Annotated in this window: 7 protein-coding genes and 2 pseudogenes; 4 read left to right on the top strand and 5 right to left on the bottom strand. The window is 60.3% G+C overall.

Annotated elements, in window-relative coordinates; all coding sequences use genetic code 11:
* Nucleotides 1-4 precede the first annotated feature (4 nt).
* Nucleotides 5-2,047 (top strand): DEAD/DEAH box helicase, encoded by a 2,043-nt coding sequence (locus CRP50_RS15505; protein WP_097280085.1) that lies wholly within the window; start codon nucleotides 5-7, stop codon nucleotides 2,045-2,047.
* Nucleotides 2,040-3,227 (top strand): GIY-YIG nuclease family protein, encoded by a 1,188-nt coding sequence (locus tag CRP50_RS15500; protein WP_097280084.1) that lies wholly within the window; start codon nucleotides 2,040-2,042, stop codon nucleotides 3,225-3,227. Before CRP50_RS15505 ends, CRP50_RS15500 begins: the two co-directional genes overlap by 8 nt.
* Nucleotides 3,228-3,393: 166 nt before the next feature.
* On the opposite strand, the gene CRP50_RS15495 is transcribed toward CRP50_RS15500, so the two are convergent.
* The 3 genes and pseudogenes from CRP50_RS15495 to CRP50_RS24850 form a co-directional block, all read right to left on the bottom strand.
* Nucleotides 3,394-3,999 carry a plasmid pRiA4b ORF-3 family protein gene (locus tag CRP50_RS15495; protein WP_097280083.1) on the bottom strand — a complete coding sequence of 202 codons (606 nt, stop codon included), beginning with the start codon at nucleotides 3,997-3,999 and terminating at the stop codon, nucleotides 3,394-3,396.
* A 494-nt stretch (nucleotides 4,000-4,493) separates the two neighbouring features.
* Complete coding sequence (locus CRP50_RS15490) at nucleotides 4,494-7,571, bottom strand: TrlF family AAA-like ATPase (protein ID WP_097280082.1); 3,078 nt, start codon at nucleotides 7,569-7,571, stop codon at nucleotides 4,494-4,496.
* Between the two features lie 198 nt (nucleotides 7,572-7,769).
* Nucleotides 7,770-7,862: pseudogene (locus tag CRP50_RS24850) on the bottom strand (IS5/IS1182 family transposase); the annotation flags it as partial.
* A 381-nt stretch (nucleotides 7,863-8,243) separates the two neighbouring features.
* On the opposite strand from CRP50_RS24850, the gene CRP50_RS15485 reads away from it, so the two are divergent.
* Nucleotides 8,244-8,567 carry a plasmid mobilization protein gene (locus CRP50_RS15485; protein ID WP_176525195.1) on the top strand — a complete coding sequence of 108 codons (324 nt, stop codon included), beginning with the start codon at nucleotides 8,244-8,246 and terminating at the stop codon, nucleotides 8,565-8,567.
* On the top strand, nucleotides 8,564-9,850 hold the full coding sequence (locus CRP50_RS26545) for a relaxase/mobilization nuclease domain-containing protein (protein ID WP_141415173.1): 1,287 nt from the start codon (nucleotides 8,564-8,566) through the stop codon (nucleotides 9,848-9,850). Before CRP50_RS15485 ends, CRP50_RS26545 begins: the two co-directional genes overlap by 4 nt.
* Nucleotides 9,851-10,038: 188 nt before the next feature.
* Here CRP50_RS26545 and CRP50_RS15480 read toward each other — a convergent pair.
* Nucleotides 10,039-10,181 (bottom strand): annotated as a pseudogene (locus CRP50_RS15480) (transposase); the annotation flags it as partial.
* A gap of 59 nt (nucleotides 10,182-10,240) precedes the next feature.
* Entirely contained in the window at nucleotides 10,241-11,629 is a 1,389-nt protein-coding gene (locus tag CRP50_RS25200; RefSeq protein WP_141415172.1) for a hypothetical protein, read from the bottom strand.
* Nucleotides 11,630-11,832 lie beyond the last annotated feature (203 nt).

Genomic DNA, 11,832 nt, shown 5'->3' with positions numbered 1-11,832 from the left:
CAATATGCAAAAGAACATTCCCTCCGTCTCCGTCACCTATCCGGCCACCGGCAGCTCCACCAAGTCCAACGAGCTGGGCATGCGCACCATGCAGGAGCGCGCCTACGACAAGCGCGGCGAGCAGTACCTGCTGATCAAGTCGCCGCCGGCCTCGGGCAAGAGCCGGGCGCTGATGTTCATCGCGCTCGACAAGCTGTACAATCAGGGCATCCGGCAGGCCATCATCGTGGTGCCGGAGAAGTCCATCGGGTCGAGCTTCGCCGACGAGCCGCTGTCGCAGTTCGGCTTCTACTGGGATTGGACGGTCGCGCCGCGCTGGAACCTGTGTAATGCGCCGGGCGGTGACAGCGGCAAGGTCGGCGCCGTCGGGAAGTTCCTCGAAAGCGAGGATCGGATCCTCGTCTGCACCCATGCGACCTTCCGCTTCGCCGTGGACCAGTTCGGCATCGAGGCCTTCGACGACCGCCTGATCGCGGTGGACGAATTCCACCACGTCTCGGCCAACCCCGACAACAAGCTGGGCGCTCATCTCGGCGCCCTGATCACCCGAGGCAAGGTGCACGTGGTCGCCATGACGGGATCGTATTTCCGGGGCGACGCCGAAGCCGTTCTGTCGCCCGAGGACGAGGCGCGCTTCGAGACCGTCACCTACACGTACTATGAACAACTCAGCGGCTACAGCTATCTCAAGACGCTCGACATCGGGTATTACTTCTACAACGGGCCTTACGCCGACGAGCTGCTCAAGGTCCTGGACCCGACCGAAAAGACCATCCTGCACATCCCGAACGTCAATTCGCGCGAGAGCACCAAGGACAAGCACCGCGAGGTTGAGCACATCATCGACGCCCTCGGCGATTGGCAGGGCACCGATCCCGCCACCGGCTTTCAGCTCGTGAGGCGCCCGGACGGCACGGTGCTGCGCATCGCCGACCTGGTCGACGACGATCCGGCCAAGCGCGACAAGGTGGCAGCGTCCTTGAAGGACCCGAGCCGCAAGAACGACCGCGACCATGTGGACATCATCATCGCGCTCGGCATGGCCAAGGAAGGCTTCGACTGGATCTGGTGCGAACATGCGCTGACTGTCGGCTACCGCTCCAGCCTGACCGAGATCGTGCAGATCATCGGGCGCGCCACGCGCGATGCGAAGGGGAAGACCCGTGCCCGCTTCACCAACCTCATCGCAGAGCCCGACGCCTCCGAGGAGGCCGTGCGTGAGGCGGTGAACGACACGCTCAAGGCCATCGCTGCGGGGCTGCTGATGGAGCAGGTCCTGACGCCGAAGTTCGAGTTCAAGCCCAAGACGCCGGCGAACACGGCGCAGGAAGGCTTCGACTACGGCCAGGGCGGCTACGACGACAGTAAGTGCAACGTCGGCTTCAACGAAGAACGGGGCGTCTTCCAGATCGAGATCAAGGGGTTGACCCAGCCCAAGAGCCCGGAAGCCAGTCGCATCTGCCAGAATGACCTGAACGAGGTGATCGCCGCCTTCGTGCAGGACAAGACGGCAATGGAGCGCGGCCTGTTCGATGGGGAAATGGTGCCTGAGGAACTGACGCAGGTGCGGATGGGCAAGATCGTCCGCGACAGGTACCCCGATCTGGACGAGGTGGACCAGGAAGCGGTGCGTCAACACGCGATCGCCGCGATGAACTTCACCCAGCAAGCCAAGCAGGCTTTGGTCGGCGACGGTTCGGAGCCGGCGGCGAACACCGCCTTCGTGGACGGCGTCCGGCAGTTCGCCCTCAGCGTCCGCGATCTGAACATCGATCTGATCGACAGCATCAACCCGTTCAGCGAAGCCTATGCCATCCTCGCCAAGACGATGAGCGAGCAGAGCCTCAAGGAGGTCGCCGCCATCATCGAGGCCAAGAAGATCAAGCTCACCCTGGAAGAAGCGCGCGACCTGGCAAAGCGGGCCGTTCGCTTCAAGCACGAACGCGGCCGCCTGCCGTCGCTGACCTCCGCCGACGCCTGGGAAAAGAAGATGGCGGAAGGCGTGGCGTTTCTCGCCCGCATGAAGCAGGAGGCCATGAATGGCTAACGACTTCACCGACGAGGACGACGCGCTGTTGGCCGAACTCGGGATCGAGGTCGAGCAGAAGAAGCAGTCCGCCAGAACGCCGCGTGAAGAGCGGATCATCGCGGGTTTCGAAGACATCCAGAAGTTCATCGTGGAGCATGGGCGCCTGCCCCGGCCCGATGGCAGCGACATCTTCGAACGCATCTATGCCGTGCGCCTGGAACGTCTGCGCAACCTGCCGGAGGCCACCGCTCTGCTGGCCGATCTGGATCACGGCCATATCCTGACCGGAGCGGCTCCGGCCGACGACACCGCAGAGATGGACGACGACGCGCTGCTGGCGGCGCTGGGGGTCGAGGTCGAGGCAAGCCCGCTCACCGACCTCAAGCACGTTCGCTCGACCGCGGACCGCAAAGCCGCCGAGGACGTAGCCAACCGCCGGCCTTGCGACGATTTCGACGCCTTCAAGCCGCTGTTCGAGAAGGTGCAGCGCGACCTGGAGACGGGGCAGCGGGAAACCCGCCCCTTCAAACTCAAGGCGGAAATCCAGAAGGGCCGCTTCTTCGTCGTGGAAGGGCAGAAGGCATACGTCGCCGAAATGGGCGAGCCCATCCTCACTGATCAGGGCAAGACCGACGCGCGCCTGCGGGTGATCTTCGACAACGGCACCGAGAGCAACATGCTCCTGCGATCACTGCAAAGGGCGTTGAACAAGGACGAAACAGGCCGCCGCATCACCGAGCCGGTTGCCGGGCCCCTATTTGCCGATGCGCCGGAGGAGGGCGACGGCACCACCGGCACGATCTACGTCCTGCGCAGCAAGTCCGACCATCCGATGATCGCTGCCAATCGGGAGTTGGTGCACAAGATCGGCGTCACCACCCTCAGCGTCGAAAAGCGGATCGCGGGAGCGCACCTTCAGCCGACGTTCCTGATGGCCCCGGTCGAGGTCGTGGCGACCTATGACCTGTACAACATCAACCAGACGCGCCTGGAGAACCTGATCCATCGCATCTTCGGTCCGGCCCAGCTCGACATCCAGATCCCCGATCGCTTCGGCCGGCCGGTCACGCCGAGGGAGTGGTTTCTTGTACCACTCTTCGTAATCGATGCCGCCGTTGAGCGAGTTCGTGACGGCTCCATCACGCGCTACCGGTATGACCCTGAGCGTGCCGAGTTGGTTGAGGAAGGGGTGGAATGAAGATGCGGACGGTGGTCGCGGCCCTGGACGAGTCCCCGGTCGTGGTGTAGCTGACGGAGGTGGTCACCAGTGATCTTGCGGTAGGGTCCGGTTGCGACAGCCGATCTGAACCGGGAGGACCGCCGATGGATCGCAGCGAACGCAACCGGCCGGTGAAGGCCGCAGGTCAGGATCTGCGCTTGGCGTAAGCTGCTTTTCCTGCCTTGCGACGCTTGGCGATCATGCCCAGGCGGAGCCGGATGACTCGCTCTCCGATGTCATCGGGGTCGTACGGGCCGCCATACCAGGTGAGCAGCCGCTGGTGATCAGGATGACCGGGCGTGGTCGCGGCCTCCAGGATGTCAAAGTAGCCGGGCACGCCGCCGACGTCTTCCGGCGGGCCACGGCGTTCACCGTCGAGCAGGCGGGGGTGGGCGACATTCGGATCTGCCGTGCCGAACGCCTCCACGACGACCCGATGATGCCAGTCGTCGCCGAAGTCGTAGACATAGGTGAATGCCTCGACGCCACGATCGAGGATCGCCCGCAGCTTCGTCGTCTTCGCGTTCATGACCTTGCGGCCCCAAAACTCGGCCTCGGGATCAGGAATGCCGTAAAGCTTCTCGCCGACACGGAACTCGAAGAGGTGATAATCCTCCCACCCGAACGCCGCCTGGATGACGTCGTGGAGTCCCTTGAGCGGCATGTCGAGGGGGACGTCGACGCGGCGCCAGATCTCCGGCTCGATCTCCTCCAGGCTGATCCGCAGGCGAACAGTATCCTCGATGGTCATGGTCAGGCAGCCTCCTCCTGTCGCTCAGCCGGCGGCATCCAGTTCCACGGCAGAAGCTCGTCGAGCCTGATGATCGCATGTCCGCTCCCAATTCGACCATAACGAGGGCACGTCGACCTTTTGTCCGCGGACAAATGCCGTACTGGGAAGCCAGCCTCAAGCGCCTTTGTCCGCAGACAACTAGGCTACCGAGGGTCGGCGTAGGGGTACTTTTCGGAGGACAAGCAGCGACCGAAGTAGCGCGTTCAACTGGCTGTCCGCGAACAACCTGCCGCCAGAGCAAGGAAGCGGGATCATTTGTCCGCGGACAAACGGTCATCCAAGGCAGCGCCAGATAATTCCGCCATTATCGAAAAAGCTGCCGCACCATGACGGCCAGCTCTCTCATGTCCGCGGACAACTCGACCACCACTGTAAGTGTCCACAGACGGCTGCCTTGGAAAACTGCTGGTTCTCTCCTGAATGCACCGAGAACGAAGCCCGTCAGCCTCTCATCATAAGTATTTCTGGCTTCTATTCTGAAACGCCGGCTTAGTACCTTCAAGTATCGTAACAACATTTTCGTTCGACCTAGCATCTTCTATAGAGCCCGCATAATAGCTGATAGACGATTGATTGCGTCGATCGAAACTCGCGGCGATGATCTGCTCAGCATCGCACACCACTGCAAGGTTCGGGTTGTGCGTCACCATAATAATTTGCCGTGTCTTCTTCGCCTCGTTGATCACCGGCACGAGAAGGCTGACAATGGTCTCGTTGTCAAGATTTTCCTCGGGCTGGTCAAGGATTATCGGGTTTCGGCCCTTGTCGACGAGTAGGTAAAATATAAGCAGCAAGGCGCCCCTTTGCCCTGGTGACAGCTGCTCAATCGGCGTGTTTTGAAACAAAAGCGTGTATTTTGGCTCGATATAATCCAGGCCGTAAAGATAATCATAGACCTCTTCGGGTTTGCGGTCCTTGCGCAGGATCGCCCGCACGCCTCCAGCCTGCGGCGCAACGCGCTTGGCCGACGCTGTCAGTACCTCTTCCATGGCCGCAACGAAGCCCACCGAAGCATCGGCCGTGGCAAATCCGTATTTGTCGCATTGTTCCTTCACTTTGGTGCGGCTCTCGTCGTCGCCGCGCAACTCTCCTACGCTCTGCTTCACGATGCCGAATAGATTTTCGGAAATTACATCCGGATAAACGGCAAGGTTGGACTGGAACTGGAGCTTGTACTCTTCGCGTATCAATGCGTTTTCAGCGATCAACTTCTGCAAAGGAGTAAACAAATCTGCGCGCTGCTGGCGTTGTTCCTCAAGTACCGCAAATATTGAACGAGTGGTCTTGTCACGGTCGGCGCGCAGGTTCTCCAGTATTTCCGGCATTTTGGCAACTTGCTCGATCCGAGCGACGAGACCTAGCTCGCTGTCAGGAACGTCAGCCCCCCCACGGATTTCGGCGAGTTGCTCTTCCCATCGGCGCAAAGCGCCTAGATAATCTTGCCGTAACCGCTGCGGCTCATTAAGCAGTCGTGTGGCTTTTGCCCGCTCTTCCTCGATCCGCGCCTTTTCGGCGCCGTTGGCGCTGATGCGGTCTGCCGCTTCGACAAGAGCGCTATCGCTCTGAGCGATTGCATCCGTCAGCGGCGTCCGGTTGATCTTAAGCGTGATAACTTGGTCGATGGCTAGGCCTACCTTGGCCAGCTCGGGCGCAATCTGTGCTGCGATAGCGTTGAATTGTCCCTCAAACAGATCGACCTGATCTTTAACTGCACGAGCGGCTTGTCGGCGGAGGGCTGCCTCTTGCTGTGATGCCATGGCAGCCTTGAGTTTCTCCTCGCGCATCTGATCGGTCACGGCGAGCCCTTGCAGTGCATCCGACGCGGCTTGCTGCTCCCCGGTCATCTCGCTTGACGGCTCAGGCACCTCGATCGGCTTACTCTCGTTAAGTTCGGCCAGTTGCACCCGCTTGAGCCGCAATTGTTCCTCAAGATGGCTCCTAACGTCAGGATGCAGCCGATCCTCTGCGGCCACGATCCGCTGATTGAGCAGGCCAAGGTTCTTCCGCAGCTCGCCGAGCCGCTCACGAAATATGCGCTCATGCTGCTCGATGAGCTCCTCAAATGTCATCGCATCTAGGCGCCGATCCGCAGGCGTGTGGGAGAAGATGACATCCCGCAGTTCGCGCTCAAATGCGTTTGAAGCACCAGAGGCATGGTCGTTGCACAACGCTTCAAAGCGCCCTTGCGGAATGTATTTCACTAACTGCACTCTATCGGCTGGCGGGTCGTCGGCCAGATTGGCCTCGCAGGGATCACCGGCGAGCCAGTGCATACGACCGTTGAACTGGCGCGCAGGCTCGCCGGACTTGCCGCGGAAACGGTCGCGTTTGAGAAAGGAAAAGTGCTTCTTTTCCTGCGAGTTACCCAGCACTGCTATGACATCAGCAAGCGCGCTCTTGCCGCTGCCCTTGTTACCGATGATAGCAACAAGATCCTTGTTGAGTTGTAGGTTGACGCCGTCGAACCACTTCTCAGGCAGTGTGGACCCCGGCACCTTCGCCAATTCGATTCGGTCGATGTAGAAGGTCTTGTGATCCCGCGCCCTCGCAAGTTTGGGTGGAAGCGTCCCTATATGGCAGCGTTTCTCCGGTTCGCGGACAGCTTGGCGCAAGCCGGCCCAGGTCGGGTCGGCCTTGATCCAGGTGATGCGGCCGCTCGGATAGTCGCCATAACCACGCGCATCGTTAGTGCCATCCCCGGTGAACTGATGGGCGTCGCTGCCCGAAACTGGGAGCCGTGGCACCCCACCGAGCGCGTCCTGGAAACTGTCGAAGAATCTGGCATTGCCCTCGGTCCTACGGCCGACAAAGGCATGCCACGTTGCATCATCACGGGCCTCAAAGATCGGCGACGATTCAAACAGGCTCATCGCGTACGCGTAGTGCTTCATGACGTCGACTTGGTCTAGGCCGTCGTTCGTCGTGAATGGCATGAAGCCGATAGCCATACCGTCGGGCACAGCCTTGATCGCTGTCTTGTAAGATTCAGGCTTGATCTCGGCGATCCTACAGCCAGCCTCCAGAGCTTTAGCATCGTCTGCATCCACGTCTGCCTTCTTGAATCCATGCTTGGCAAGCAAGTCCGCGGTGACGCGACGCGCATAGGCTTTCAGGCCATGCTCCGAGAGCGGCAGGTCGACTAGCTCAAGCCTAAGCATCGAAAGGAAGTCGCGCAGCAGTTGGTCCTGAATCTGGTCGCTGAAGATGACATGCGCGTTGAGACGACCATTCATCGGTGCGCATAGCCGCAGCTCGATACCCGGAAACACTGTTTTCCCGAGTTTCGGCGCGCCTGGTTGCGCTAGCCGCCGCTTGAGCGCGAACCAGCCGTCGAAAGTCCAGTAATCCATCAGCGCAAAAACCGCCGGTGGCGCCGCGTTAAGTGCCGCGGTCATTGCATCAAGGACCGCGGCATCGTGATCATCGTGGCCGCCACCACGAAGCCGCTGGCCCTTCCAGAAGTAGGACGCGGGCGAATGGATGTGCAAGTCCCACTGACGCCATTCTGATCCTCTAGGATAGTTGCTCATCCGCTTCCCCCATAGGTAGATCTCTTCCCCGCTCCGACAGCATCGCGAACGTCCCTTCGCCTCTGGTCTTTGCAGGCGTCGGTTTCGGAATTTACAGCGGACAATCGCCCGTGTCATGTGCGTTGGTGACCAACAGCGGGGGCTTTTTCAGTGGAGACGCCACCGCGAGGTATTCGCTCATCCAGGCGCCACTTACGGTCGGTAATCGGCCCGGGGCTTGCCCCTGGTGTCCTGCGGCAGCAGGGGCGCGAGGCGGTCATGCTGCTGATCTGACAGCCAGAAAATGAGAATACGTCACGATAGCTCCCTTCCTGGGAGCTGAGGGGGTGGACCGCCATACATGAATCAAATCGTGAGCCGCTGGGAAACCGATCTATGGGTCCTGACTCTAGGTGAGGCATTTGTGCGCGGACAAACCTGACGGCGCAATATACGCCCAAGATATTCAGAATGGAGAAGGCGAAAGTCTTCGCGTTGATCCCACTAGATATGCTGCGTTATCATCGCTGTGGAGTTCGGGGAATCCGGGGTGAAGATTGGTGAAGGGGCGTAATCGGCGACGGTTTTTACAGTAGGCAGCAAGCCATGCTTTTGTGGCGACACTGCGTGTTGCCACAAAAGCGGATTTTGGGGCTCCGCCCCAAGCCCGGGCTGAAACGGGGGGAGGCAGTAATGTCGAAGGACCACATGATCAGGATACGGGCGCGCGAGGACGAAGTTCTGGCGATAAAGCGCCTAGCGGATGGTGCTGGTCTTAGCATGTCCGAATACATTCGCCGCCGCGCGACGGGGCACGCAGTACCGGCAAACGCCGTGGCTCTCGGGAGGATTGCGGGTGATCTGGGGCGGATCGGCGGGAATATCAATCAGCTAGCGCGGGCTGCGAATACGGGCAAGTTGAACCGCCTGTCTGAAGATGATCGCACGGCTTTGCGGATCCTGGCCCGACGAATCAAAGATTTGCGAGACGTCATCGTCGGGAGTTCAGAGTCATGATTTCAAAGGGCATCCGCGGGTCGTGCTTCCGTGGTTTGATGAAGTATCTAACGCGACAGGACGGTGCAGTGATTGCGGCTACATGGAACCTGGGTTCGCTAGATCCTGTGCACGTTGTCTGCTTTATGAAGCTGACGGCAGAGGCTTCTAGGTGCAAGAAACCGGTCTATCACGTTCCGATCCGCCCGGACCCCGGCGATAGGCAGTTGACGGATCAAGAGTGGATCGATGTTGGTTCCAGGCTCCTGCGGGGCCTACACCTGGGCGGGCACCAAGCCTTCATCGTGCTCCACGGCAGTGGGCCGACTAGGCACGCGCACCTAGTTGTCAACCGCGTGTGTGATGGCAGGGCGGCGCCGCTTCGACATGATTACGCCGAACGCGAGAAAATACTTCGGGGCTTGGAGTGCAGCCTCGGGTTGCGGAGGGTTGCCGGACGGTTCTATGACGAGGAGGGCCGGGATCGGCGCGAGACGGAGGCTGCGGCTCGGCTTCAAGGCGCTTTGCCACCTGAGAGGCCAGTAAAGCGATTTACCGACGGAGAAAGGCGCCGCACCGGTCGCGAAGGCAGCAGGTCGCGCATCCATGTTGTCGTACCTCAGATCTATCGCTCGGGTCACGCTGGTCATTCATTCCAACAGGCGCTGGCCGATCGAGGCCTTGTCCTCGCCCGAGGCCGGAAGAGCGGCTTCGTCGTCGTTGACGTCGGAAACGATACGAGCGCGTCGTTGAGCCGCGTGTTGCGGCGCGAGGAGCGCCAGCGCGTTCTTGACGGTTTAGGAGCCACTACGCTTCCCACCCGCGAAGACGCTTCGCGATGGCTTGAGCGGCATAAGTTGGGCGCGGCTGTAGCAGTAGTGGCGCCGGGTGCCTTGAGGAACCACCGCCGCGGCCTGGCGCCGGCCATGCCCAGCCGCAGTATCGCAGCAATCCAGGCCGGCTTCGAGCAGTCCGGTGATCACGTTCGTCGACCGGTGCAGCTACCATCGATTATTCCAGTCCGGAAAGCTCAAAGTGAACGGACTACGGCACTGGAACGAGATCGCTCGTGCTTTCGGTCGCTAATGCCGGCTCCTGTCAGTCGGCATGCTGCGCTGGTACAAGCGCAACTCGCAGATCTCATGGCACAGTTCGCGGCAACGCGGGATCCGGGGCTCAGAGCCGCGCTCGCCGCTGCGATCAAGAAGAAAGAGGAAGAGCTACACCGCGAGAATGCCATGGCGCGGCTCAACCACAAAATACACCGCTCGAGATTGAAGCAGCAGGGTCGCTCTGAGCGATAGTTCGGCACGCCAGTACGTGCCTCCGGCCGGCAGCGCTGCGCGCTGGTTCCGGCGCGAGGCGCCGGCGGCGCAAGCGCCGGCTTTCTAAAGGGGAGTAAAAGGCTGCCACCGCCTACGGCTCCGGCTACGCCACCATATACCGTCACGGACCGTGTCTCACTCTCGGCTGGTCATAGCAGGATCGTTGCTCATGAGCGCCTGGTTTCCAGCGTCATGTAGCGGGCGCTCACTCGTCATTCTGTTCGAGCAGGATAGCGTCGACGAGGCGGACGATGGCGTTCTCGTTGGGGAAAACGCCGACGACCTTGGTGCGGCGCTTGACCTCGCCGTTGCACTTCGTGCTGGGCCTTCTCCATGAAGCTGGCGAGCTTGGGAGCGTTGGTCGGCAGGTTAGGTGGTGGATGAGGGCTTTCCTTTTCGATACCAAGTGGCCCGCGACATGCCGAGAGCTTCCCAAGGTCTTGTGGCCTTTGCGGAGCCTGCCTGGACTTCAGCGCGATACTCTTCTCGATCAACAACGCCCAGCCGACGTCTCCGCGCCTTCTCGCGTTCAGTGGCCAGTTGTCGACGAAGGTCCGCGTTGATGATGGCGCGAAGCCCGGCATCGCGCATCTCCGCGGGTGTCACCCCCAGCCATTCAACAATAGTCGATGCCCGAAAGCGGTACCGCGGGTCGATAACCTCGCCATTCCAGTTGAGCGTTTCTCCGCGCGCCGCGGCTGCGGCACGTCGATAGACGGTGCTCATACGGCTGTCGGTTTCGTGATCTGTCCAGGTCGAGCCAGCTTCTTGGGCTAGGGCATAGCATTCTCGTCGCAAAGCTTGCAGAGGTACGAGGTGCGTCATGGCGGTACAGGCGAGAAATAGCCATGCGTCGCGGTGGCCAGGGGGCAACTGCCCGTTCCAACGATGCTGCCGAAGCCGCTGAAGGTCTGTCAGAACAGCCTCCCACCATGTTGCGGCGGTGAGGTGTATCGATGGAGCGCCGGAAGCGTGACCGGCAGCGCGGCGACGCGCCCTTTCGGCGGTCAGCGAAATAAGGACGTCTCGCTCGAGCGGAAGTATTTCATGAGCGAGATGGTCAAAGGTGTAGCGCGTGAAAGAGCTTCGGTGCGGCCAAGTTAGCCGAACTTGTTCTCCGCTTTTTGAGTTGACGCTACCTGCTAAACGAAACACGCGGGCGGCGTCGAGAGCACGACGATCTGAACAGTGTCCGGCAAGCGCGTCAGCTAGATACCGCTGAACGACTTGCCAGCGGGGTAAAGCTGCTCGTGGAATTGCGTCGATTAGCCAGGTAACTAGGAGCCCTCGGCCCGTAAAAAGAATATACGATGGCTCGGGGATGTTTGAGTCCACCAGGGAACGCAGCACATCTTGTGTGACGGCTTCGGGTGTCGAATGCGCTAGAGATGGCATATGAAAATAATCAAGATCAACGTAGCAGGCGCCCAACGTGAGCAATTGCGAAACCCTGCGCCACCCCAGGAATGATTGCTGAGACACGAATATGTCGGTGCCGCCGACCACGTTCTCTACTTCATCTCTTAGGTCCTCGACAGGAACTAGGCGCTCCCGCCACTTGTCTGTTCTGACTGCTAGTGCGGCACCGCCACTTCCTCCATCTGGATGGAGAAGAGAGACATGTTCGATTCCCGACAGAAGGCGCGGGGAGCTGAGGTTGTACTCAGCCTGTTGATATTGGTCTTTCTGCAATAAAAGCAATTTTTTCTCCGCCCATTGCCGTTGGCTGCATGCGTCTGCCCCCGCGGTAGACGTCATGGACAGCGTTCCCTCGGATCAAATAGCACTTGATCAAGTTCTGACCAGTGCGGGCGGAGCATTTTATGAAGCGGATTTACGAGGCGGCATCAGGGCTTAGTTAATTGCATTTTGCAAGAAAGTCCGCGTCGCCTAGAATTGGCTGCCTGCTTTTCGCGTGAGGTGGGTTTAGCGGATTTTTTATTGGCGGAAAAATTTCGCGA

The organism is Caenispirillum bisanense (genome assembly GCF_900230255.1).
Classification (GTDB): Bacteria; Pseudomonadota; Alphaproteobacteria; order Rhodospirillales; family Rhodospirillaceae; genus Caenispirillum; species Caenispirillum bisanense_A.
Note: the sequence above shows the minus strand (reverse complement) of the source record. Positions and strands in the feature narration are given on the sequence as shown.

What these genes read in the sequence shown, in the direction of transcription:
- CRP50_RS25200 (WP_141415172.1), bottom strand. Translation starts at nt 11,629, where the DNA reads ATGACGTCTACCGCGGGGGCAGACGCATGCAGCCAACGGCAATGGGCG.
- CRP50_RS15505 (WP_097280085.1), top strand. Translation starts at nt 5, where the DNA reads ATGCAAAAGAACATTCCCTCCGTCTCCGTCACCTATCCGGCCACCGGC.
- CRP50_RS26545 (WP_141415173.1), top strand. Translation starts at nt 8,564, where the DNA reads ATGATTTCAAAGGGCATCCGCGGGTCGTGCTTCCGTGGTTTGATGAAG.
- CRP50_RS15490 (WP_097280082.1), bottom strand. Translation starts at nt 7,571, where the DNA reads ATGAGCAACTATCCTAGAGGATCAGAATGGCGTCAGTGGGACTTGCAC.
- CRP50_RS15485 (WP_176525195.1), top strand. Translation starts at nt 8,244, where the DNA reads ATGTCGAAGGACCACATGATCAGGATACGGGCGCGCGAGGACGAAGTT.
- CRP50_RS15495 (WP_097280083.1), bottom strand. Translation starts at nt 3,999, where the DNA reads ATGACCATCGAGGATACTGTTCGCCTGCGGATCAGCCTGGAGGAGATC.
- CRP50_RS15500 (WP_097280084.1), top strand. Translation starts at nt 2,040, where the DNA reads ATGGCTAACGACTTCACCGACGAGGACGACGCGCTGTTGGCCGAACTC.